General features: G+C 66.2%; 22 protein-coding genes and 1 tRNA gene. 10 read left to right on the forward strand and 13 right to left on the reverse strand.

Annotated elements, in window-relative coordinates:
- Positions 1–183 precede the first annotated feature (183 nt).
- On the forward strand, positions 184–1,521 hold the full coding sequence (locus tag EDE12_RS02890) for a tetratricopeptide repeat protein (RefSeq protein WP_026599749.1): 1,338 nt from the start codon (positions 184–186) through the stop codon (positions 1,519–1,521).
- 13 nt (positions 1,522–1,534) lie between these two features.
- A complete protein-coding gene (locus EDE12_RS02895) occupies positions 1,535–2,956 on the forward strand; it encodes a FecR domain-containing protein (protein ID WP_051592594.1) in 1,422 nt (473 codons plus the stop codon).
- Positions 2,957–3,217: 261 nt separating this feature from the next.
- Here the strand turns inward: EDE12_RS02895 and EDE12_RS02900 are convergent.
- A tRNA-Arg gene (locus tag EDE12_RS02900) sits at positions 3,218–3,294 on the reverse strand.
- A 185-nt stretch (positions 3,295–3,479) separates the two neighbouring features.
- Here EDE12_RS02900 and EDE12_RS02905 point away from each other — a divergent pair.
- Both EDE12_RS02905 and cysE read left to right on the forward strand, forming a co-directional pair.
- Entirely contained in the window at positions 3,480–4,244 is a 765-nt protein-coding gene (locus tag EDE12_RS02905) for an alpha/beta fold hydrolase (protein ID WP_024878074.1), read from the forward strand.
- 16 nt (positions 4,245–4,260) lie between these two features.
- Complete coding sequence (cysE, locus tag EDE12_RS02910; RefSeq protein ID WP_026599748.1) at positions 4,261–5,094, forward strand: serine O-acetyltransferase; 834 nt, start codon at positions 4,261–4,263, stop codon at positions 5,092–5,094.
- Between the two features lie 120 nt (positions 5,095–5,214).
- On the opposite strand, the gene parC is transcribed toward cysE, so the two are convergent.
- The gene (gene parC / locus EDE12_RS02915) at positions 5,215–7,470 is read right to left on the reverse strand and encodes a DNA topoisomerase IV subunit A (RefSeq protein WP_026599747.1); all 2,256 of its coding nucleotides are present in this window, start codon (positions 7,468–7,470) and stop codon (positions 5,215–5,217) included.
- 150 nt (positions 7,471–7,620) lie between these two features.
- Between parC and EDE12_RS02920 the strand changes: the two genes are divergently transcribed.
- Positions 7,621–7,863, forward strand: a complete 243-nt coding sequence (locus tag EDE12_RS02920) for a hypothetical protein (RefSeq protein WP_036291271.1) — start codon at positions 7,621–7,623, stop codon at positions 7,861–7,863.
- A gap of 29 nt (positions 7,864–7,892) precedes the next feature.
- Here the strand turns inward: EDE12_RS02920 and recO are convergent, their stop codons facing one another.
- From recO to EDE12_RS02945, 5 genes are all read right to left on the reverse strand, one after another.
- Positions 7,893–8,615 (reverse strand): DNA repair protein RecO, encoded by a 723-nt coding sequence (gene recO / locus EDE12_RS02925; protein ID WP_026599746.1) that lies wholly within the window; start codon positions 8,613–8,615, stop codon positions 7,893–7,895.
- 8 nt (positions 8,616–8,623) lie between these two features.
- Positions 8,624–8,854: a DUF1737 domain-containing protein gene (locus EDE12_RS02930; protein ID WP_024878069.1), complete on the reverse strand. Its 231-nt coding sequence runs from the start codon at positions 8,852–8,854 to the stop codon at positions 8,624–8,626.
- Positions 8,855–8,940: 86 nt separating this feature from the next.
- A complete protein-coding gene (locus EDE12_RS02935) occupies positions 8,941–9,216 on the reverse strand; it encodes a DUF6460 domain-containing protein (protein ID WP_018267394.1) in 276 nt (91 codons plus the stop codon).
- Between the two features lie 113 nt (positions 9,217–9,329).
- Positions 9,330–9,755, reverse strand: coding sequence for a hypothetical protein (locus EDE12_RS02940; protein ID WP_026599745.1), 426 nt, complete (start codon positions 9,753–9,755; stop codon positions 9,330–9,332).
- Positions 9,756–10,006: 251 nt separating this feature from the next.
- Complete coding sequence (locus EDE12_RS02945; protein ID WP_024878066.1) at positions 10,007–11,131, reverse strand: DUF4424 family protein; 1,125 nt, start codon at positions 11,129–11,131, stop codon at positions 10,007–10,009.
- Between the two features lie 144 nt (positions 11,132–11,275).
- Here EDE12_RS02945 and EDE12_RS02950 point away from each other — a divergent pair, with 144 nt between their 5' ends.
- Positions 11,276–11,773: a PAAR domain-containing protein gene (locus EDE12_RS02950; RefSeq protein ID WP_026599744.1), complete on the forward strand. Its 498-nt coding sequence runs from the start codon at positions 11,276–11,278 to the stop codon at positions 11,771–11,773.
- Between the two features lie 13 nt (positions 11,774–11,786).
- On the opposite strand, the gene EDE12_RS02955 is transcribed toward EDE12_RS02950, so the two are convergent.
- The 5 genes from EDE12_RS02955 to EDE12_RS02975 all read right to left on the reverse strand — a co-directional run bounded on the left by EDE12_RS02955 (position 11,787) and on the right by EDE12_RS02975 (position 17,359).
- Positions 11,787–13,178: a heme biosynthesis HemY N-terminal domain-containing protein gene (locus tag EDE12_RS02955; RefSeq protein WP_134187974.1), complete on the reverse strand. Its 1,392-nt coding sequence runs from the start codon at positions 13,176–13,178 to the stop codon at positions 11,787–11,789.
- Positions 13,179–13,256: 78 nt separating this feature from the next.
- Positions 13,257–14,735, reverse strand: coding sequence for a hypothetical protein (locus tag EDE12_RS02960; RefSeq protein ID WP_026599743.1), 1,479 nt, complete (start codon positions 14,733–14,735; stop codon positions 13,257–13,259).
- A 117-nt stretch (positions 14,736–14,852) separates the two neighbouring features.
- The gene (hisS, locus tag EDE12_RS02965) at positions 14,853–16,343 is read right to left on the reverse strand and encodes a histidine--tRNA ligase (protein ID WP_026599742.1); all 1,491 of its coding nucleotides are present in this window, start codon (positions 16,341–16,343) and stop codon (positions 14,853–14,855) included.
- 25 nt (positions 16,344–16,368) lie between these two features.
- The gene (locus EDE12_RS02970) at positions 16,369–16,860 is read right to left on the reverse strand and encodes a GIY-YIG nuclease family protein (protein WP_245275822.1); all 492 of its coding nucleotides are present in this window, start codon (positions 16,858–16,860) and stop codon (positions 16,369–16,371) included.
- Entirely contained in the window at positions 16,811–17,359 is a 549-nt protein-coding gene (locus EDE12_RS02975) for a DUF4274 domain-containing protein (protein ID WP_026599740.1), read from the reverse strand. The genes EDE12_RS02970 and EDE12_RS02975 overlap by 50 nt, the downstream gene beginning before the upstream one ends.
- A gap of 480 nt (positions 17,360–17,839) precedes the next feature.
- Between EDE12_RS02975 and EDE12_RS02980 the strand changes: the two genes are divergently transcribed.
- Complete coding sequence (locus EDE12_RS02980) at positions 17,840–19,150, forward strand: TIGR03808 family TAT-translocated repetitive protein (RefSeq protein ID WP_245275821.1); 1,311 nt, start codon at positions 17,840–17,842, stop codon at positions 19,148–19,150.
- Positions 19,151–19,213: 63 nt separating this feature from the next.
- On the forward strand, positions 19,214–20,011 hold the full coding sequence (locus EDE12_RS02985) for a DUF1217 domain-containing protein (protein WP_026599738.1): 798 nt from the start codon (positions 19,214–19,216) through the stop codon (positions 20,009–20,011).
- A gap of 54 nt (positions 20,012–20,065) precedes the next feature.
- On the opposite strand, the gene EDE12_RS02990 is transcribed toward EDE12_RS02985, so the two are convergent.
- A complete protein-coding gene (locus EDE12_RS02990; protein WP_134187976.1) occupies positions 20,066–20,500 on the reverse strand; it encodes a hypothetical protein in 435 nt (144 codons plus the stop codon).
- Positions 20,501–20,715: 215 nt separating this feature from the next.
- On the opposite strand from EDE12_RS02990, the gene EDE12_RS02995 reads away from it, so the two are divergent.
- On the forward strand, positions 20,716–21,351 hold the full coding sequence (locus tag EDE12_RS02995; RefSeq protein WP_026599737.1) for an outer membrane protein: 636 nt from the start codon (positions 20,716–20,718) through the stop codon (positions 21,349–21,351).
- A gap of 266 nt (positions 21,352–21,617) precedes the next feature.
- Positions 21,618–23,345, forward strand: a complete 1,728-nt coding sequence (gene rpsA, locus EDE12_RS03000) for a 30S ribosomal protein S1 (protein WP_024878055.1) — start codon at positions 21,618–21,620, stop codon at positions 23,343–23,345.
- The last annotated feature ends 68 nt before the right edge of the window (positions 23,346–23,413 follow it).

Below are 23,413 nucleotides of genomic sequence, written 5' to 3' on the forward strand. Positions count from 1 at the left end.
TCGTGCTTCGAGACGCCCGCTTCGCGGGCTCCTCAGCATGAGGAGGAGGATTATCGTCCTACACCCGAGCGCCCTCATGGCCAAGGCCGCGGCTCTTGACGCAGCCCCAAAAATGTCGCATTTGAGCAAAGCTTTAGCAACAGAATAGACATTTGTGCGTAATGCGCGTCGGGGCGAGCGTTCGTGAAAAAGACTAAAATCGGCGCTCTCGTCGTTGCCGCGTGCGTTGCTTGCTTCGACGCTTCCGCGCATTCGGAGCCGGCGCCCGAGCAATCGGAATTGGAGCGTCTGGCGGCTCACGTCCGCACGCATCCGACCGATTACGAGCAGACCTACGCCTATATTCGGCTCGCGACGGAGCTGCACGACGAGGCCGCGATCGGCGCGCTCGAGCGCCTGCTGATGTATAATCCCGCGCTCGGCCGCGCGCGCAAGGAGCTCGGCTTTCTCTATGCGCGCATCGGCGCCTATCAGAGCGCGCTCTACAATCTGCGTGCGGCGTTGAAATCGGCCGATCTCGATTCCGCGCAGAAAGCGCAGATCGAAGCGCAGCTTCCCGATATCGAGAGACGCACGCAGGCGAGCCGCCTCTCGGGAAATCTGCAGATCGGCGTTCGCACGCAGTCCAACGCCGCCTATCTGCCGTCGAGCGGCCTCTATGACGTCGGCGGCGTGCAGACGCCGGGCGGCGTCACCGGACGACAATCCGACGCCAACACTTTCGAGCAGGCGCAGCTGACGCACGACTATGATTTCCAGAATCAGCGCGGCGACACGCTGGAGACGCGCGGGCTGGCCTATGCGACGCAGCAATTCGCTCTGTCGCAATATAACGTCGCCTTGTTCTCGCTCTCCACGGGTCCTCGCTTCGGCCTATCGGACATCGCGCCGGGCCTCTCGGTAAGGCCCCATGTCTCGGGCTCGGCCTCGCTCGTCGGCAATCTGAATTATCTCAACACGGGCGGCGCCGGCGTCAGCCTGCGTCAGATCTTCGGCGATCGGCTGTCGCTGGAGCCGGGCTTCGAATGGTCGCGGCTCTGGGTCAATTCGGGCGCCGCGTCGGGAAGTGGCGCGCAGACGGTGGCGACGATCGCGAGCGGCGATGTGTTCACCGGCTCGCTCGGCGTCAGCCTGCGCATTTTCGACAATGTGCGTCTCGAGGGACGCGGCGCCTTCTCGCGAGCGGCGGCCTATGTCGCGATGCAGGCCTCCGATCAATTCGATCTGCAGGCGATGTTGCGCGTGGAGGTCGATCCGCCGCTCGCGGAGATGCCGCGGCGATGGACCATCGCGCCTTACGCGCGCTTCACGCAGATCGCCTTCGACATCGCCAATCCCGCGCTCGATCCGTTCCGCGTGCGACGTGACGACGCCTGGACCTATGGCCTCGCGTTGGACGCGCCGATCACTGCGGAATTGGGCGTCTCCGGCCATCTCGAGTTTCTGCGCAACGATTCGAACATATCGAGCTTCAAGATGCAGAATGTCTCCTTGACCTTCGGGCCGACGGCGAAATTCTGACAAGGGGGAGGCGATGCGAAATCTGCCCGGCGCGGCGCTCCTCGCGCTCTTTGGTCTTTGCGCGACGAATGTCCGCGCGGATGTCGTCGGCAATGTCGGCGCCGTCAATCCGGCAGCGCAAGGAACGCCGCCCGGCGGATCCGCCAAAGGATTGACGCTCGGCTATGGGGTCGTCGATCGCGAGCGCATCGACACCAAGACCGACGGCCGCGCGCAGATCGTCTTTCTCGACAAATCGACGCTCGGCGTCGGAGCGAACAGCTCGGTGACGATCGATCGTTTCGTCTACGATTCGGCCGCCGGCGCCGGCAAGCAGAGCCTGTCCATCACCAAGGGCGCGCTGCGTTTCATCGGCGGCGAGGTGAGCCATGGCGTCGGCATGGAGATCAAGACGCCCTCGGCGACGATCGCCGTGCGCGGCGGCATGGTGCTGGTGCGCGTCGGCGGCGCTGATTGCCGCGAGTTCGCTCGAGCGGGCGGATGCGACGAGATCGTGCTGCTGAATGGCGTCGCCACCATTGTCACTGCGAAAGGTCGTCGCATCCGTCTGACCCGTCCCGGCTATGGCGTGGTCATCGGCTCGGGTGGCGAAGAGATGTCCGATCCGGCGCCCGCCGGCGAGGCCTCGATCGACGGCTTCGACCAGCAATTCGCCAGCCTGCCCGGCCAGACCGGCGGCGCGAGCCTCGGCTCGCTGCCGACGGGCGCGCAGGCGCTCGCGCATCTTGGGGCTCTTCGGGAGCCCGATCGCACGCCTTGGGCCGGGCTCGGGGCGATCGGCGCGCATTGGGGCGGCGCCGGCATAGCGCAGAGCCGCGCGCAGACGAATAATCAGACGGTCGCGACGCAGACGCACCAGGCGCTCGTCGCCATCGTCGCGGCGCAAAACGCCGCGCACGCGGTCACGGGCGGCGGGACGGGTTCCTCCGGCGTGACGATCGATCCCGGCAATCCCACCAGCGGCGCGGTGGGCGCGCTATTCGCGGGTGGATTTTGCGTGTGGGGCTGCGTGACGCCGACTTTCGTCTCGCAGAGCGTCTCGGGAACGACGACCACCATCACGCTGCAGGCGACCTTTCCAGGATATGGCTATTTCCTGATCGCCCTCTCGGTGGATGCGGCGAGCATCAATTATGTCGTGGGCCAGACCTCGGCGTCCTTCAGCGGCGTGTTCGGCGCCACCATCGCCTATCATCCCGAGAGCGGCGCCGCGGTGCAGACGAACACCTATAATTTCGCGATCAACGAGAATCTGAGCTGGTCCGGCACGGTCTCGGCGAATGGCGCGCCGACCTCATTCACCGTCAGCGGCAGCGACACGCTGAGTTTCGTGAACGCCGCCGGCATCGTGCTCGAGCCGGCGCCGACATCGTCCAATTCATTCTTCAGCCTGCCGAACGGCTTCACGCAGACCTTCGACTTCTCTTATCCGTGACGGGCCGCCTTCGGTGGCCGAAGCCTCCAGTTCACGCCGGCGCTCGCGCGCCGCCGCCGTTTGCTGCGTCGCTGACCAGTCGATGCTCTCAGGACTTTCTCGGGGACGAATTCTGATTCGATCGAACGATTCCGTTCGATCGCAAAGCGCCCTCTCCAGCCGAAGCGGATGCCGATTCGGCGCTGGCAACCGCTGTGAACAGCTCTAGAGCCCGCGCCGAAGCGTCAGCGGCCGGCGATGTCGTCCCGATCTATCGAAAAATGGCGCGCCCGAAGAGATTCGAACTCCTGACCCCCAGATTCGTAGTCTGGTGCTCTATCCAGCTGAGCTACGGGCGCCTTACGGTCCGTTCCGCGTCACGAAGATGCGTCGAACCGGTGGAGAGGTCGTTTAGCGGCTACGAGGCCGCTTGGCAATAGGAAGATATTTCCCCCGCCAAGACGCTTGCGCTGCCCTACGGCTGCGATAATTACCGACGATCCTGATGCCGACGCTCCTTGAATGTAATAAAATAGGATTGATGATGGACGAGTTCGGGTCGAATGGCGTGCAGATCGCCTATATCGATTTTCCGCCGCTGACGGAGGATCGCGAGGAGCCGATCGTTCTCATTCATGGCTTTGCCTCGACGCATGCCGTGAATTGGCTCTTTCCCCAATGGGTCAAGACTTTGACCGAGGATGGACGGCGCGTCATCGTGCTGGACAATCGCGGCCATGGCCGCTCGGAGAAAATTCACGATCCTACGGCCTATGATCTCTCGATGATGGCCGGGGACGTCGCCAATCTGCTCGCGAGCCTCGGCGTCGCGCGCGCCGATGTGATGGGCTATTCCATGGGCGCGCGAATCGCCGTCACGCTGGCGCTGGACCATCCCGAGGTCGTCCGCTCCCTCGTGCTCGGCGGCATCGGCGCCAATCTCGTGACCACGGGCCTGCCGCGCGGCCTGGCCGAGGCCATGGAGGCCGAGCGCATAGAGGATATCGACGATCCGCTGCTGAAAATGTTCCGCGGCTTCGCCGAGGCGACGCGCGCCGATCTTCCCTCTCTCGCCGCCTGCGCGCGTGGCCCGAATCAGACCGTCGACCGCGCCCGGCTCGCCGCGATCACGGTTCCCGTGCTGATCTGCGTCGGCACGCGCGACGAGGTGGCCGGCGATCCGCATCCGCTCGAGCCGCTGTTCCCGGACGCCCATATCGTCGATATTCCCGGCCGCGATCACAATCGCGCCGTCGGCGATCGCGTCTTCAAGCAGGCGGTGCTCGATTTCCTCGCGCAGCGGGAATAGGCCGCGGAGCCAAGCCATGACCGACAGCGGCCCCGCTCGGCTCGTCGCCTTCTCCGGCGTCGATCCGCTTTTCACCCGCCTCTCGGCGGAGGCCGAGGCCGCCGCTGGCCGCGAGCCCAATATGGCGGCCTTTCTCTATGCGGCGGTTCTGGCGCAAGACAGCCTCGAGGCCGTGGTCGCGCATCGTATCGCGCAGCGTCTCGCGGCGCCGGAGCTGCCGGCGACCGTCATAGAGCGGCTCTGCCGCGATCAGATGGCGCGCGATTCGGCGCTGGGCGCGGCGTTGCGGGCCGATCTGATGGCCGTTTTCGACCGCGATCCGGCCTGCACGCGCCTGCTCGAGGCGGCGCTCTATTTCAAGGGCTTCCACGCCATTCAGACCTATCGGCTGGCGCATGGGCTGTGGCGCTCCGGCCGCAGCGATCTCGCGCTCTGGCTCCAGAGCCTCGCCTCGGCGCGCTTTCAGACCGACATCCACCCGCAGGCGCGAATCGGCGCCGGCTTCTTTCTCGATCACGCGACCGGCGTGGTGATCGGCGCCACCAGCGTCATAGAGCATGACGTGTCCATGCTGCATGGGGTGACGCTCGGCGGCTCCGGCACCGCCGGCGGCGCGCGCCATCCCAAGGTGCGCCATGGCGTGCTGATCGGCGCGGGGGCAAAGCTGCTCGGCGACATAGAGATCGGCGAGCGCGCCCGCGTGGCGGCGGGCTCCGTGGTGCTGGAATCTGTGCCTGCGCATAAGACGGTCGCCGGCGTGCCGGCCCGCGTCATCGGCGATGTGGGCGCGGCGGAGCCAGCGCTGACGATGGATCAGATCATCGACGAGTCGCACGATCCGGGGTTGTAGAAGAGTCGACTTCCACAACTTTTCCTCATGAGGAGCGGCCGGAGTCTCGCGGCTCACCCTCACTTCGAGACAGCGGCTTCGCCACTTCCTCAGCATGAGGGCGAGACTGAAATCACGCGCTCACCCCCCGAATCGATTGCTCTTCGGGAACCCCCGCGGCGGCAGCCGCCCCGCTTCCGCCCTATGGGCGATCCACTCGCTCAGCTCGCGCTTGTCCACAGTGAAGGTGCGGCCGGACGAATCGACCCAGGTCAGTCCGTCGGCGAGCGCGAAGACCTTGGCGTCGGCGACGCCGCCATCCTTGTAGCGTTGCAGCCGCACGCCTTTGCCGCGCGCCATTTGCGGCGCCTCGGCGAGCGGGAACACCAGCAGCTTGCGATTCTCGCCGATGATGGCGACATGGTCGCCCTCCGCCGGCGTCACGATCCTCAGCTTGGACGGCGGCTCGACATTGAAGACCGCGCGGCCCTTGCGCGTCGTCGCGACGAGATCGTTCTGCGAGACGACGAAGCCGCGTCCGTCGTCGGCGATCAGCAGCAGCAGCGCGTCCGGCGTCTGCGGCAGCACTTTCACAATTGCCGCATCCTCGTCGATATCGGCCATCAGCCGCATCGGCTCGCCATGGCCGCGCCCGCCCGGCAGCTTGGCGGCGTCCAGCGTATAGGCCTTGCCATTGGAGGCGAGCGCCAGAATCTTCGATGTCGTCTGCGCGAAGAAGGACGTCTCCAGCGCATCGTCGCCCTTGAACTGCAATTGCGTCAGATCGGCCACATGGCCTTTCAGCGCGCGTATCCAGCCCTTTTGCGTCACGACGATGGTGATGGGCTCGCGCTCGATCAGCGCCTCGGCGAGATCGATATCGGTCGCCTCCGGCGCATCCTCGAAAGTGGTGCGGCGCTTGGCCAGCTTGGCGTCGGCGCTGATCGTTTTCTTCAGCTCGCGAATCTGCGTGGTGATCGTCTTCCACTGCTTGCCCTCGTCGGCGAGCAGCGATTCGACCTCCGTCTTCTCCTCGAGCAGCTTCGCATGCTCTTTGCGCAGCTCCATCTCTTCCAGCTTGCGCAAGGCGCGCAGGCGCGTGTCGAGAATGTAATCGACCTGCACGTCGGTCAGCTCGAAAGCCGCCTTCAACGCCTGCTTGGGCTCGTCCTCCTCGCGGATGATGCGAATCACCTCGTCGAGATTGAGGAAGACGATGATCATGCCCTCGAGCACCTCGAGCCGGCGCACGATTTCCGCCAAACGATGACGCGAGCGGCGCTCCAGCACCTCGCGGCGATGATCGAGCCATTGGCGTAGAGCCTCGTCCAGCGAGACGACGCGCGGCACGGCGCCATCGACGAGCACATTCATATTGACCGGGAAACGCACCTCCAGCTCGGAGAGCTTGAACAATGTCTCCATCATCAGCGCCGGATCGACGGCGCGCGTGCGCGGCTCGATGACGACGCGCACATCTTCCGCCGATTCGTCGCGCACATCGCCGGCGAGCGGCGCTTTCTTCTCGACGATCAGCTCGGCGAGCTTCTCGATGAGGCGTGATTTCTGCACGCCATAAGGGACCTCGGTGACGACCGCGACCCATTGCCCGCGCGCGGTTTCCTCCTTGTGCCAGCGCGCGCGCAGGCGGAAGGACCCGCGCCCGGTGCGATAGGTCTCGACGATCTGCGGGCGCGGATCGACGACGATGCCGCCGGTCGGAAAATCCGGTCCCTGCACGAAGGTGAGCAATTGCTCGGCATTGGCGTCGCGATGGGCGATCAGATAGAGCGCCGCGTCGCACAGCTCATTGAGATTGTGCGGCGGAATGGAGGTCGCCATGCCGACGGCGATGCCCTGCGCGCCATTGGCGAGAAGATTGGGAAAGGCCGCCGGCAGCACCACCGGCTCCTGCTCCTCGCCCGAATAATTGGGGCGAAAATCGATGGCGTCCTCGTTTATGCCCTCGAGCAGCAGACGCGCGACCGCGGTCATGCGCGCTTCCGTGTAGCGATAGGCGGCGGCGGCGTCGCCATCGACATTGCCGAAATTGCCTTGCCCATCGACGAGCGGATAGCGCGAGGAGAAATCCTGCGCGAGGCGCACCAGCGCATCGTAGATCGCCTGATCGCCATGCGGATGGAAGGAGCCCATCACATCGCCGACGATCTTCGCGCATTTCTTGAACGGCGTGTTCGGGTCCAGCCGCAGCATCTGCATTCCGTAGAGAATGCGGCGATGCACCGGCTTCAAGCCGTCGCGCGCATCCGGCAGCGCGCGTCCGGTGATCGTCGAGAGCGCATAAGTGAGGTATCGCTCCTCGAGCGCCGTGCGCAATTCGACCGGCAGCGCATCTCCGCCGCCGTCTTCCGTCGTCGTCGTTCCGCTTTTCGCCATATCGCCGACTCCCGCCCTTTCGGCGTTTACTGCGTGCGCTTATATCCCGTCGCGACTCTGGCGTGAACCATTGCCGTCGCTGCGTGCTTCCACTAAGACAGCCGAGCTTTCGGCGTCCCGTCGCAGCGCCGTCTTTTCGAGCAGCATCTCATGAAGAAGCCTCTCCTGTTCGCATTTTTTGTCGCCGCCGCCCTCGCGGGGGCCAGCGCCCGCTCCATGGCGCTGGAAGCCTCGCTGCTCGATTGGCTGCCCTTCCTGCACGAGGATGCGGCGGAGAAGAAAGACGCGCGTCACGGCTCGCCGCAGGCGCTGTGCAAGGAAGTGGAAGTGCCCATCGACGAAGGCTATGGCGTCAGCCGTCATGAGCGCCGGGTGGTGTGCGAGCAAGAGTGACGCGCCTCGAGCGAGCCGGAAGGCTCGCATCACGACGCCGCCGCGGCGGCCACATAGAGCGCGCGCGCCTGCGGCGTCGTGAGCCCGCGCGGGCCGAAGACGTCGCGCTGCAGAAAATGCCCGGTGAGGCGGAAGGCCGCCGCCAGCTCCCCGGCGTTCGCCCCGGCGGGCGCCGGCTGGCGCAGAAATTCCGGGAAAGGCAGCAGTCGATCGCGCCATGGGGCGCCCGCCGCGCGAGCGACGGCGCGGCCCGTTTTGGGCGACACATAGGCGAGATCGGCGGCCTCCCCCGTCAAGGCGCAACGCTCGAGATCGAGGCCGAAGCCCAAGGCCGCCAGCAGCGCCAGCTCGAAGCGCGCCATCAGCGCCGGGGCGAGCTCGAGCGAATCGAGCCGATCGGCGATGACCTCGGCCATATCGAACAATTCGCCATGCGGATCGCGCTCCGGCAGCAGCCGCAGCAGCGCGCAGAGATGGCCGACGCCATGCAGGGCGAAGGCGCGGTCGATGAGCCGCGCCGCCCGCGAGCGCAGAGGCTCGACGGCGAAAGCGCCGAGATGCTGCTCGAGCCGCGCCCGCCAGGCGACCTCGACGCTATTGCCCGGCTGCAGCACGGAGCGCAGCGCGCGGCCGGCGCCGCCGCGCACCATGCCGGCGTGACGGCCATGCGCGCGCGTCATCAGCTCCAATATGACCGCGGACTCGCCGTGGCGCTTGACGCCGATGACGAGCCCTTCGTCCCGCCAATCCATCTATCCTGTCACAGCTCGGAGAGTTTCACGTCCGGCGTGTATTTGAAATCATAGACGTCCTTGGTGATCGCCTGACCGCAGATCACCTTGCCTTTCGTGGCGTCGAAGGTCAGCGTCGGCGAGCCGTAGAGCGACCAGCCGAGACTCAGCGCCTCGGTGACGCGCTTGCAGAACTCCACATCGTCGGGACCGGTCAGATAGCGATAGACGGTCGATCTCTTGCCTAGAGTTGCGGACATTGTGACCCCTCGAATAGCCAGCGGGCGATTCGCCCGGGCGCTCGCGCCGTCATCCTCGCGCGCGCCGCCTCGCGCAAGAATTTTCTCTAGCGCCGCCCGGAATTGAAGAGCCGCAGCACGAACCAGATCGGCACGACGATGACCGCGCCGGTGATCACATAGCCGATGACTGTATGCACCGCGCCGAAGCCGAGCGAGGAGATGCGGTCGAAGAAGCGCCGCGCGCCATGGACGAGATCCATGGGCTCGATCTCCAGCCACATCAGCAGCGCGCCGACGACCAGCGAGACGAACAGCAGCTTGACGAGCACTTGCAGCGGCGAGCCGCCGAGAAAATCATGGAGTCGACTATTGGAGGCCATGCGTCCTTCGCTCTCGATTGCGGTCCCTGCCGATCGCCTCGCTTCGCGCTCTCCCTCTCCCCCTCGCGGGGAGAGGGAGAAGGCGCGCCGCGAAACGATCACGCGAAATTCTATCAGAGGCTGTCGCCCTTGGGAGCCTCCTCGCGGAAGAGCCTCATCATGCGCCGCAGGAATCGCTCGGTAAAGGAGAGCGCGCGCTCGAACTCTTCCTCTCCGGGCAGGCCCTTGCGGGGGGCGGCCGCCTCGGGCGCGGCGCCGGGGAGCTTGGCGCGCAATTCGGCGTTCTCGCGGGCGAGGCGCTCGATCTCTCCCTGCAGCGCGGCGCGTTCCTCTGCGGCGACGCGGCAGACGGAGAGCCCGCCGTCCACCGTGCAGAAGGAGACCGCGCCGGTCTGCTTGTCGAGCCGCAGCAGGCCGCCCTCGGCCGGGCTCATGGCGAAGCGGCCGGCCTCGCTCTGGGAGGGGTCGGCGGCGGGGGCTTCGGCCCGCGCGGCGGCGGAAAAAAGCACGGCGAGACAGACGAGGGAAAAGATGCGCATCGGCTCCGACCAGTTTCAGCAGGCCGCCCCTCGAGGCCCCGCTCCGATGTGGCGAGAGGGGCGGCGCGCGTCAATAGGCGGGCAACAATCCTCCCCCTCATGCTGAGGAGCCCGCGAAGCGGGCGTCTCGAAGCACGAGGGGGAGCTCCAGATGGCTGCGCATGAAGGTTTCCTCGTCCTTCGAGACGCCGCTTCGCGGCTCCTCAGGATGAGGAAACCTTCACCCGATCGCCTTGCGGCGTCGCTCCCGCTCAGTCCTTGGGGCCGAGGAGCAGCACGCGCAGCAGGCCGGTCGGCCGGAAATCGGCGGCGCGCATCTCGAAGGCGGTGGGCGAGATTTTCTTCAGATCGGCGAGGCAGAAGCTAACGAGGCGCGTCGGCTTGCCCTTGTCCACCACGAGGCGGAATTGCCGAACCGGCGCGGCCGGCGCGCCGGCGCCGAGATCGAAGGAGATGCGGCGCTCCTGCAGCTCGGCGACATTGGCCTCGGGGAAGATCCGCGCCACGGGCTGCGGCTTTTTCGGCGCATCCGCCGCTATAGCCTCGTCCGGCGGAAGCGCGGCGGCTTCCTGCGCCGCCGAGCGCCGCGCCGCAGCGGCGGAGACCATTTTGTCGACGCCCGCGAGAAAGGCGCGATCGAGGCAATAATCGGCGCGGCGGCGCTCCACCTCCGCCGCCAGCTCCTTGGAGGAGCGCAAGGGCTCGCGCAGCACGCTGTCGCGCGCGACGCCGACGCTCGAGCGAAAGCGAAAATCGAGCAGCGCGCTCTGTCCGGGCGCGAGATCGAGCATGCGCGTCGCCGCGCCGAGCACCGACCAGCGCGGCGCGTAGATCGGATGTCCCGCCTGATCGACGCCATTCTCGGCGATGAGCCCGTCCTTGACGAGCCGCGCGCGGGCGTCCGGCGTCAGAGCGGCGAGCTTGTCGTGAAAAAAGCCGATCGGAACCAGCGGCAGGCCGCTGCGACGCAGCGCAGCGGTCACATCCTTGCCGTCGACGAAGGCGCTCTGCGTGACCGCGAGCGGCGCCGGCTTTTGATCGATGGTCGCGGCGAGGCCGATGTAATTGACAGGGTCGGCGCCCGGAATGGACCAGGCCGCATCGGGATCGGAAAAATCGATCTCGGGCAGAGGGAAGGTCACAGTGGTCCGCGCCGGCGCTGCGGTCGGATTGACGATGCGATATTTCAGCGAGCTGTTCTGCGCTCCGAGCGTCAGCTCCATCTGCTCGACGACGAGCCCCGCCGCCTCGAGCCCGGCGAGCTCCGGCCCGCGATGGACCAGCTCCTGAAGAGTCTCTTCCGCCCGCGCCCCCCAAACGCCGAGCGCCAGAACCGCCGCCGCCAATCCGGCGCTCCGGGGGAAAAGAAAATTCATCGAAAGCCGCCTTTCATTGCGAATGCGCGCGAGAATATCGTCTCCGGCGCGAAAGCGATATGGGCGGGCGCACAGCGCGATTGACGGCGATGGCCTATCGAATAGGCTGATATGCATTGCTCGAGATCATAGAGGGAGCGGATCATGGGACGGCCGGCTGCGCGCGTGAGCGATCCTGTGGCCCATCCTCTGCCTCCGGTGCTGACGCCTGGCCCCGGCAGCTTCAATGTGTTCATCGGCCAATTGCCGGCCTGGCGCGGCGTCGGCGGCGCGGCGGCTGCGGCCATTCAATCCGCGAAATCGGCCTCCGATGCGACGATCCAGGCCGCCGAGGCGGCGACGCTCGCCGCCGCCGGCACGCCGGGCGCGCCCGCCGCTCTGGCGGCCGAGCAGGCGACCAAGGCCGCGGCGGCCGCCAGCATGGGATCGATGATCAGCGGCGCCGCCGGCGGAGCGGATATTCACATGTGCGCGACGCCGCTGCCGATCCCGCCCCATGGGCCGGGCGTGGTGGTGGACGGTTCCACCAGCGTCTTCATCAACGGCTTGCCCGCCTGCCGGCAGGGCGACACAATCGTCGAGGCGGTCGGCCCGCCGAACAAGATCGTCATGGGCCTGCCGACCGTGCTGATCGGCGGGTAGGGCGATCACGTTTTCAGGCGGTCGCGCTCTCTTCCTCGATCTTGGCTTCCAGCAGCCGCTCCGGCCGCGTCAGGAACGCCGCCGGAATATCGGCGCGGGCGTCCTCGGTCGGGCCGCGGACGGGCTCGGGCGGGGTCGCCCAGACGAAAGCGTCGAGCTTGCCGGTGACGGGGGAGGCCGGCGCCCAGCGCCGCGAAATGACGCCATCGGCGATCCAGGCCGGATCGCGCGGCGCGCGCGAGCCGCGGGCGAGCCATTCGCGCACCGGCCCGCTGGGGCCGTTCTCGGCGTCCTCGAGCTCGGCCATCAGCAGGCAGATTTGGGCGGTCGGCGTCTTGCCCTCGGCGACCAGCGGAGCCAGCGCCTTGCGCGCGGCGCCGAAATCGCGCGCCGCGAGCGCCACGCGCGCGACGAGAATTCCCGCCTCCGGCGAATGGGAAACGGAGGAGGCGAATTTCTTCACACGCGCCAGACGCTCGGCGTTGGATTCGCTCGGCGCGATCTCGAGAAAGGCTTCGGCGATATCGGGATGCGGATGCTCGGCATAGGCTTTCTCGAGCAGCTTCAGCGCTTTGGCGCTGTCGCCATGGCGGGCGAGCAGACGTCCGATCAGCGCGATCGCCGGAACCAGATCGGGCGCGCGCTTCACCGCCTGGCGGGCGAGATGCAGCGCCTCGCTCGGATGCTCGGCCTGCTTCTCCAGCGCCAGGGCGGTCTCCACCACGGCGCGCAGGCGCTGCGCGGTCGGCAGATCGATGGCCTTGGCCTTCAGATTGGCCTCGACGGCGATGCGCGCCTCTTCCCAATTGGCCTGGGCGCCGTGATGCTCGAGCAGCGCATGGCCGGCCCAGGGCAGCGGCGTGAGCTGATGCGCCTGATCGGCGAAATGATGCGCCGCCTCGTCGTCCTTGCGGCGCTTGGCCTCTATGTGCAGGCCGCGCAGGCCGAGAAGGCGCGTCTCCGAGAGCTGCGTCATCTCGTGAAAGGCGGTCTCGGCGCCGACGCGATCGCCCTCGAGCTGGGCGACCTGCGCGCGCAGCAGATAGGTGAGCGGCTCCTTGTCGAGATTTTTCACCGCCTCCTTGGCGGCGCGCTTGGCCTCGGCGACATGGCCGGCGCCGGCCGCCACAATGCCGCGCGAGAGGGCCTGAAAGCCCCGCTCGCGGCGCTTGGCGCGGGAGTTCTGCTTCAAGCGCGCGGGCGCCTGAAAGAAATAGGCGATGATCGCCCAGGCGATGAGGATCGCCGCGATCGTCGCGATCAGCGCCGCCGCGCCGACGACGAGCGTCGTCTCAATGTGATAGCCGCCCCAGTCGAGCGTGATCGAACCGGGCTGCTCGATGAGCCAGTGGAGGCCGATGGACAGAGCGGCCAGCGCCGCAATGAAGAAGAGCAGCAGAATCATGGGTCGTCGATCCTCGCCTCGGCTCTAAGCGCGCCTGCTTAGATTTTTTGTTTCAGCAGGATTATTGTCTGGCCCTGCTCAGTTCTTGGGTTTTGCGAGCGCATCCAGCGCGCCCGCGAGAATGGAGGCCGCCGCCTTTTCGGCCTCGACGCGCTGGCGGGCTTGTGTCTCCCACTCGCGCGCGACGGCCTTGGCGGCGTCGGGAAATTCGGCGAAAGCGGCCAGCGCCGTCTCGATCTCGCCGCGGTCGAGCGCCGCCTCCAATTTGTCGGCGATGTCGCCGATCGTGGCTTTTTCTTTCTCCGCGGCGCTGCGCACCTTCACCAGTCTGGAGGCGCCTTGCAGCAGCCGGTCGGCCAGGGGGGCGTCGGGCTTCAGATCGGCGGAGGCCTCGAGCTTGCGCACCAGCGGATGGAAGGAGGCGCGCAGCGCGCGCGCATCGGGAGCGCCCTTTTCGGCCAGAGGCGCGAGCGCGGCCAGCGCTTGCGAATCGGCGCCCTGGGCCGAGAGAATGGCGTATTCGGACGGGAAGGGGGCTCCCCGGTCCAGCGCCCGTTGCAGCGAATGCGCCACCACGGCGACGGTCGCCGGATTGGGGCCTTTCTCCTCCGGCGCGGCGGCCACGGGCGCGGGCGGCGGCGGGGCCGGCTCCACCTCGCGCGGGGCGCGGGTCTCGTCCTTGGCCGCGTCGAGCTTGTCGCGCAGCGCCTTCACCTCATCGGATAGCCAGTCGATCCGGCCCTCGAGGCCGCTGACATTATCCTCGACGTCCTGCACCTTCTGGTCCGGGACCTTCGCCTCTGCGCGGGGGGCGGCGGCGGGTTCTGCGCCATTGCGGGCCTGGTCCGCCAGCGCCAAGGCCGAGCGAGCGATTCGCTCCAGCTCGTCCAGACGGCGCGTCAGCGCCTCGATTTGGGCGATGGAAACCGGATTGGCCTCCGCCGACGCCGGCTTGGCGGGAGCGGGCGGCGCCGGGGGAGGAGCTGCAACGACCGGCGCCGCAGGGGCCGGGACGGGCGCGGGTGACGCCGCGGGCGTCGCGCTGGGCGCGTTCCAGGTGATGTGATCGCCGCCGGAGCGCGGCGGAACGGCGGGCTCGGCCGGCTTCGTCTCGACAGGGGCGGGCGTCGATTTTTGGAGGGGCTCGGCGAGCTTGGCCGGGCCGGGCTTGTCTGCCGGCTTCTCCGGCTTGCCGGTCGCTTTCACGATCGTCTCGCGCAGCGTGGCGATCAGCTTTTCCGGCCGCGCGAAAGTCTCGTCCACGACAGTGGCGAAGGCCGCGAGCTTCTCATTCTTGTCGCGGAAACGATAGGCGGCGATCGACCCCGCGGTCGCCAGCAGGCCGAGCGTCGCCGCCAGCAGCGTGAAGCGATGCCAATTTTTGCGGCGCGGCTTTTGCGCCGGCGCGGCCCCGCTCGCGGGCGCCGAAATTGCTTCGCTCACCATGCGCTCGGCCTCGGCCGGATGGTCGACGCTCGTCGCCGTCCAAGCGTCGTTCGCCGATGATTCGCCGGCCGCGTGGCTATCCGCTGCGGGGTCTTTGTCGTGCTGCGCCATGTGCTAGGGGCTCCTCGCCGCAGCCCCTTATAGACGAGGCGGACATTCCGCGAAACATCCGCCGCTTCGTTCGAGCCACGCCGCGACGGGAATTTCCGGCGCGGGCGGCGGCGGCGCTCATCCCTGGCGGGCGAGCAGCGCCTTGATATGCTCGACCAGCTCGCTCTCCGGCGCGGAGAATTGCGCGGGCCGGGCGGATTTCCATTCCTCATTGGTGGAGATGGCGGCGCTCGCTCGCGCGCCCTCGATGAGGTCCTTGATCTGCACCTCGCCCTTGGCGCGCTCGTCCGAGCCTTGGATCACCACGGCCGGGCTGTTGCGCTTATCGGCATATTTCATCTGCGCCTTCATGCCGGAGGAGCCGAGATAGAGCTCCGCCGAAACGCCGGCGTTGCGCAGAGCGGCGACCATGCGCTGATAATCGGCGATATGGTCGCGGTCGAGCGCCAGCACGACGACCGGGCCGAGCCGCGCTGCCGCCGAAACGACCGGGCTGCCGACCAGCTTCAGCGCCGCATAGAGACGCGAGACGCCGATCGAAAATCCAGTCGCCGGCGTGTTGTCCGAGCGAAAACGGCCGATGAGCCCGTCATAGCGCCCGCCGCCGCCGACCGAGCCGAAGCGCACTGGATGGCCCTTCTCGTCCTTGGTCTCGAAGGTGAGATCGGCCTCGAAGACCGGCCCCGTGTAATATTCGAGCCCGCGCACGATGGAGGGGTCGATGCGGATGCGCTCCGGGCCGAAGCCGGCGTCACGCACCAGATCCTCGATCTCCAGCAGTTCCTCGGCGCCTTCCGCGCCGACATTGCTACGGCCGAGCAGCTCGAACAGTCCGAAGCGCGGCTCGCCGTCCTTATATTGCCCGCCGAGCGTGAAGGAGAGGATCGTCGCCACCGCGTCATCGGCGAGGCCGGCGCCTTTGGTGAAGTCGCCGCTGTCATCCTTGCGGCCGGGGCCGAGCAGCTGGCGCACGCCCTCGGGGCCGAGCCGGTCCATCTTGTCTATGGCGCGCAGCACGGTGAGGCGGCGGCCGGCGTTCTCGTCGCCCTCGAGGCCGATGGCCTTCATCACCCCGTCCAGCACCTTGCGGCTGTTGATCTTGATGACGTAATCGCCGCGCGGAATACCGAGCTTTTCCAGCGTGTCGGCGGCCATCATGCAGATTTCGGCGTCGGCGGCCGGCGAGGCCGCGCCCACCGTATCGGCGTCGAATTGCATGAATTGGCGGAAGCGCCCCGGCCCCGGCTTTTCGTTTCGATAGACATTGCCGAAGCGATAGCTGCGGAACGGCTTCGGAAGCCGGTCGAAATTCTGCGCGACATAGCGGGCCAGCGGCGCGGTGAGGTCATAGCGCAGCGACAGCCATTGCTCGTCGTCGTCCTGGAAGGAGAAGACGCCCTCATTGGGGCGGTCCTGGTCCGGCAGGAATTTGCCGAGCGCGTCGGTATATTCGATCGCCGGGGTCTCCAGCGCCTCGAAGCCATAGAGCTCATAGACGGAGCGAATCACGTCGAGCATGCGGCCGGTGGCGGCCAGCTCTGCGGCGTCGCGGTCGGCGAGGCCGCGCGGGGAGCGGGCCTCTATCTTGGATTTCTTCTGGTCTGACATTGGGTGCGCCTTTTCGGCGCTCTTCCTAGCATTTTTGCGCGGCGAGGAAAGCCGGGGCGTCGCCCCTCGGCCAGAACAGCAGATGGCTGCGGCAGCGCGGACAGTCCGAGCTGCCGAATCCCTCGAGCGGAACCGGCAGCGCGGAGAGCGCGGCGACGAGATCGCATTCGCCCTTTTCTAGGCTGATCCAGGCGCCGAGCGATTCGCCGGCCTCGGTCAGCTGGTCGATATGCCAGCGGCGCCGCTTGCCTTGCCGCATATGCCGGCCGAGCCGTGCGCGCAGCCCGCCCGGCCCTTTGGCCGAGCCGCAATAGAGATAGAGCCCCGGCGCGAGCGTCGCCGCGCGGCGTCCTGCGCTGGCCTCGAGCGGATGTGATAGCGCGATGAGCAGCGCATATGCGCCGGGCGTGGCCGGGGCTTCAGATGCGGCGCGAATGAAAGCGAGCGCGGAAAACGATTGGTCGGGCTCAGCGCGCGCCGAGCGGCGCATCGAGGCGGAAGTGGTTTCTGACGCCATATTGCAGGCCGAGCTTTCGTCCGGGAATCGAGACGCGCATTTCCGGCGGAATGAGGAGGTCGAGCGCCTTCTGGTCGAAACGCGCGGGCAGGCGGGCCTCGCGCGCCAAGGCCTCCACCGTGTCGAAGCGCAGCGTGGACGTCCGATAGAAGCCGTTGACATAGCGCATTCTGATCTCGCCGATCAAATCATAGGCGCGCCGCATCGGCTCGGGGACTCTGGCGCGATCTATTCCATAGGCGAGCAGCAGGCCCGGCCGGGCGAGGTAGAAAATGCCGAGCGCGGTCGCCTTCTCGCAGCGCGGCTGGCGCATGATCCAGAACAAGGGAGCGTCGCCGAGCTCGCGATTATAGCCGAGCATCATTCTGTGCCAGTCGTCGCTGGAGGCGAGCGGCAGCCAATCGGCGATGAATTGCGCATATTCGCCGTCGCCCGGCTCGAGGCTCGCGGCGCGCTCCTCGACCCAGCGACGCAAGAGATCGTCGACCGCGAGAGGCATAGGAAGACTCCGGTTCTTCAAAAACGACGAAGCGACCGCGAAGCCCGGGCGTCACGATGGTCTCGGCGAGAGACTGGCGCTGAGCACTCTTCTCTCTTCCCGTGCGACGGGCTTCGGCATAAAAAGGGGCTCCCCGTTCCGCGCGTACGCGAAACGGGGAGTTGGACAACACCGTGAGAACCTGAACCGCAAAGGACCGACCTCGACGGATGAGGCCGCGCTCCGGAGGGGTAGAGCGTCGCAGCAAGGAGAACCGCCTCAACGAACCAAGCGATGTCGCAAGTCGCAGAGCTGTGGAGGCGGGACCTTGACTTGTTCTTTGCAAGACGATTGCCCGTTTGGGCGTTCTCTTTATGCCTCGGCTCGTTATGTAATGCAACTACATAAATTGGGCGCAATGCCCGATTTGGCGCGGCCGCTATGCATAAACAACCGGCAATTCGCGCTCGACGCATCTTCGCCCTCCAGCTGATCCGGGCCGTGACCAGACCGACTCGACGAGAGATTTTAGGCTTTGGAGCGGGCGCTTTCGCCGCTCTCGGCGGCGCCGCGCGCGCTAACGCCGCAGCCCCGGACGGGACCGAATGGCTGCAGCGGCGCCTCCGCGAGGCTGCCCGCGCCGGAGGCGCCCTGCGGTTGCCGGCCGGCGTTCTGCGCATCCGCTCCCTCTTTATCGAGGACAAAATCACGATCATCGGCGCCGCGGGCGGCTCCGTGCTGCAGGCGAGCGGCGCCGGCCCGTTGCTGCGCGCCGTCAATATACCGGCGCTGACGCTGGAGAATGTGAGCTTCGATGGAGGCGGCGCACGTTTTGCCGATCGCCGCCAAGGCCTCCTCGATCTCACCGATATTCCAAAGCTCGCCGTGCATGGCTGCACGATCCGCCGCTCGGGCGGCAGGGGAATAAATCTCCTGCGCTGCGGCGGGCGTTTCGCGCAGAATATCGTCGAGGATGTGCGCGACGCCGGCTATTTCTCGCTCGATGGGCTTGGCGTCGACATAGACAATAACAAGCTGCGCCGCTGCGGCGACAATGGCGTGCAAGTGTGGACGACTTCGGCCGGCCGTTACGAGGGCTCGCGCATCCGCAATAATGAGATTGTCGATATTCGCAATCTCTCCGGCGGCGACGGCGCCTATGGCAATGGCGTGAGCATTTGGGGCTCCGGCTTCGTGCGGGTGGAGAAGAATGTCATTCGCCGCTGCGCCTATACGGCGGTGCGCAACAACGCCGGCCATGATGTCGAGGTGGTCGGCAATGATTGCGCGGGCTTTGGCGAGCGCGCCATGTATGCGGAGTTCGGCGCCAAGCGCGCGAGCTTCCGCGACAATAAGATCGACGACGCCGGCGCCGGAATAGCGCTCGCCAACGCCGAGCGGGGCACGGATATCGGCTTCGTGATCGGCAATCGGATCACCGGCCTGCATGAGACGCATCCCGATGACGAGTTCGGCCCGATTATGAGCTGGCTCACGGGCATAGAGGCGGAGAGCAATGTGGAGATCGCCGGCAATATTGTGGTCGGCGGCTGGATGGGCGTGCGCTGCGGCGGCTATCGGCAGAACATCCGCGTCGAGGGCAATGAGCTCGTCGATAATGATTATGGCGTGACCTTCCAGATCGGCGAGGGCGTCGGGCCGGCGGTCATCGCGCGCAATAAGATCATCGGCGCCAAAAAGGCGGCGATAGCGGCGATAGCGGGTCAGGACATTCTGCCGGGAGACGTCGCGCGGCCGGGCGCCGCGGCCAAATATCCGCGGCTCACGATAGAGGGCAATGAGGTCGGCTGAAACTTAACATTGCGTCAACAACCTCGAGCGCATGATCGCGGGCCAGTCCCTTGGAATATCTTCATGACGACGCTCGCCACCTATCTGCAGATCGCCAATAATCAGTCGAAATGGCAGGCGATGACCGCCAAATCGCCGGACGTCGCGACTCAGACGCAATATTTCGAGGATAATATCGGCAAGGTGACGTCGATCGACGAATTCATGAAGAACTCGCGGCTCTTCAATTATGCGATGACCGCGTTCGGCCTCGGCAGCATGACCTACGCCAAGGGCCTGATGCAGAAAGTGCTCGAAGGCGGCGTCTCCAGCAACTCGGCGCTCGCCAACACCATCAGCAGCGCCAATATCAAGGCCTTCGCGCAGGCATTCGACTTCGCCGCCAATGGCGAGACCACGACCACTTCCTCGACGCTCGTCGACAATGTGGTGAGCCGCTACACGGAGCAGGCGCTGGAAACGAGCCAGGGCGAGCAGAATCCGGGCGTGCAGCTCGCGCTCTATTTCCAGCAGCATGCGCCGGATTTGACGAGCGCCTACGGCATTCTCGCGGACAGCAATATTTTGACGGTCGTGCAGACGGCGCTCGGCATTTCGTCGAGCACCTCGTCGCAGTCGATCGACACGCAATATCGGCTGCTGTCGTCGAAGGTGAATGTCGACGACTTCAAGGACCCGAAGAAGCTGCAGCAGTTCATCGCCCGCTTCGCCGCCCAATATGATTACAACAATGGCGGCGACGCCAATTCGCAGAGCTCCCTGCTCTCGACGCTGTTCGATACGTCCGGCTCCGGATCGAGCTTCGGGCTCGATTCCAGCCTGATGCTGAACATGCAGGGGATGAAGTTCGGCTATTTCTGATCCGGCGAAAAGCGGCTTCCGCGCAGGAAGCGGAAACCGCTTTTGGCAAAAGCGTCAGAGAATATTCACCGTCACGGTGATATGCGCGATCCCGCCCGAGCCCGAATACCAGTCATAGGAGAATGTGTCGGTTCCCGAGGCGTTGGGGCCGGCGTGGTAGAAGAGCTTGGTGCCGGGCACGCGCTGGGTGTTGCAGCGCGACCGCGGATTGCCGGGACGGAAATAGGCATAGCCGGCCTCGCGCCGAATCTCGACCCGGCCCTGTGAGGGGGCTTGGGTGAGCGTGACGCGATCGGGACTGTCGGCGCGCGAGCAGTCTGGATTGATCTTGGCGGCAAAGCCGAGCGAGGCGGTGGAGCCGCGCGGGACAGAAATCGTCCTCTGCACGGAGGCTTGGCTGCCGCCAGCGTAAATATAGGCGCGCGGGCCGGTATTGCAGGCGGAAAGGCCGAGAGCGGCCGCCAATAAAGCGATGCGTGCAAAACTCATGGTCGGCAATCCATTGGTGAGCGACGGCGCGTTCTAGCGTGAAAGCGCTTTGTTCACAATGGCCAGGGTTCCGTTTGCATTCCGTTTGCGGCGGCGCGCCAAAAATTCGGCGCGACTTCGCCGCGAGCCGGAAACATCTCGAACCTCTCGGACAAACGGAGGAAATCCCTATCGACGAAGCCGAAGCGGGGGCGTCGTCGAAACGAGGATTTTTCATGAAGCCAGTCATCACGGCTCTGGTTCTGGCCGCAGCTTTCTCCGCTGGCGCGCAGGCGGCGGATCTGCCGTCGCGCGAGCGGGTCTTCCAGCCGCCCCCGACGCCGCCGGCTTTCGCATGGACCGGCGTCTATGCGGGTCTCGATATCGGCGCCGGCGCGTTCGCCTCCGGCAAGTCCGACGCCGGTGTCTCGGGCGGCGGGCTCGTCGGCTATAATCATCGGATCGGCCCGCTCTTCGTCGTGGGCCTCGAGACTGATTTTTCGGGGACCAGCCTCTCCGGCGGTGGTCGCGGACCTGATCCGCTGGGCCTGCGCGGACCCGAGGGGGCGCGCTCGCTGCCCTGGTTCGGGACGCTGCGCGGGCGCTTCGGCGTCACCGGCTTCGATTCCCGCGTGCTGTTCTACGGCACGGGCGGCTTCGCCTATGGCGACGTCGGCGGATCGGTCCGCGAAGGCTGGACCGCGGGCGGCGGCGTCGAATGGGCCTTCGCGCCGCGCTGGTCGGTCAAGACCGAATATCTCTTCACCGATCTCGGCGAGAACGGCGGCGGCGATCCGGGCGCGGCGCGCGGCGCGAATTTTCACACCGTCCGCGTCGGCGTGAATTATCATTTCGATCTGCCGTCGCGGTGATCGAGACGCGTTCGCGCGGCTTGCTCGCGGCGCGGCGAATTGCTAGATAGGGCGTGGATGGCTGGCGGGGTTTCCCTTCCAGCCTCTCCGTTTTTGAAAACACGGGCATTTTCGATCGGGCCGCGCCGGCCAGTTCTCTGAGCAGAACTCTCGTTTCCTCCAGGCCTCGCTTCGGCGGCGGGAGGGGACTTCCGATCGAGGAGGCCCGATCCGCAACGCCAACCCCATGCCGGCGCCGCGCCCGAAAGGGCATTCCAGGAGAACTCATGTCAACTGCTACTGAGCGCGCCCCGTCGCGCGAGGACTTTGCCGCCCTGCTCGAAGAAAGCTACGGAGAAAACGAAGCTTTCGAGGGTTCCGTCATCAAGGGCCGCGTGGTCGCCATCGAGAAGGACGTCGCCGTCATCGATGTGGGCCTCAAGACCGAGGGCCGCGTCGCCCTCAAGGAATTCACCGGCTTCGGCCGCGACCCGGCTCCCAAGGTGGGCGAAGAGGTCGAGGTCTATCTCGAGCGCATCGAGAACGCGCTCGGCGAGGCCGTCATCTCGCGCGACAAGGCGCGCCGCGAGGAGAGCTGGGTCAAGCTCGAGAAGGCCTTCGAAAGCAATGAGAAGGTCGAAGGCGTCATCTTCAATCAGGTCAAGGGCGGCTTCACCGTCGATCTCGACGGCGCCGTGGCCTTCCTGCCGCGTTCGCAGGTGGACATTCGTCCGATCCGCGACGTCGGCCCGTTGCTGAACGTGCCGCAGCCCTTCCATATTCTGAAAATGGACCGCCGCCGCGGCAATATCGTCGTTTCGCGCCGCACCGTGCTCGAGGAGAGCCGCGCCGAGCAGCGTCACGAGATCGTGGCCAACCTCGAAGAGGGGCAGGTCATCGAGGGCGTCGTCAAGAACATCACCGATTACGGCGCCTTCGTCGATCTCGGCGGCATCGACGGCCTGCTGCATGTCACCGACGTGGCCTGGCGCCGCGTCAATCATCCGAGCGAAGTGCTCACCATCGGCCAGACCGTGCGCGTGAAGATCATCAAGATCAATCACGAGACGCATCGTATCTCGCTGGGCATGAAGCAGCTGCTCGAGGATCCGTGGCAGGGCATCGAGGCGAAATATCCGATCGGCGCCAAGTTCCACGGCCGCGTCACCAACATCACCGACTACGGCGCCTTCGTGGAGCTGGAGCCGGGGATCGAGGGCCTCGTCCACGTCTCGGAAATGTCCTGGACGAAGAAGAACGTGCATCCCGGCAAGATCGTCGCGACGAGCCAGGAAGTCGACGTTCAGGTGCTCGAGGTCGATCCGGTCAAGCGCCGCATCTCGCTCGGCCTCAAGCAGACGCTGCAGAATCCGTGGGAGGCCTTCGCCGAGAAGCACCCGCAGGGCTCCACCGTCTCCGGCGAGGTCAAGAACAAGACCGAGTTCGGCCTGTTCATCGGCCTCGATGGCGATGTGGACGGCATGGTCCATCTCTCCGATCTCGACTGGAATCGCCCCGGCGAGCAGGTCATCGAAGAGTATAAGAAGGGCGATGTCATCACCGCTCAGGTGCTCGACGTCGACATCGAGAAGGAGCGCATCTCGCTCGGCGTGAAGCAGCTCGCCAATGATCCTTTCGCCTCGGTCGCCGAAGAAGGCGCGGGTGGCGAGGTGAAGAAGGGCGCTGTCGTCACCACCGAGGTGCTCGAGGTGAAGGAAGCCGGTCTCGAGGTGAAGATCCTCGGCACCGACCTCACCACCTTCATCAAGCGCAACGAGCTGGCGCGCGACCGCGCCGACCAGCGTCCCGAGCGTTTCGCCGTCGGCGAGAAGGTGGATGTCCGCATCACCCTCTTCGATCGCAAGGCGCGCAAGGTCGCCGTGTCGATCAAGGCGCTGGAAATGGCCGAGGAGAAGGAGGCGATCGCCCAATACGGCTCCGCCGATTCGGGCGCCTCGCTGGGCGACATTCTCGGCGCGGCCCTCAAGGCCCGCGAGGAAGCGCCGAAGAAGTAAGACGACGATCGAGGGAAAGCCGCTTTCCCTCCTTCTGTTCTCAGCGCCCGCTCTCTTTCAGAGAGCGG

The sequence above is a fragment of the Methylosinus sp. sav-2 genome (genome assembly GCF_004366495.1).
Lineage (GTDB): Bacteria > Pseudomonadota > Alphaproteobacteria > Rhizobiales > Beijerinckiaceae > Methylosinus.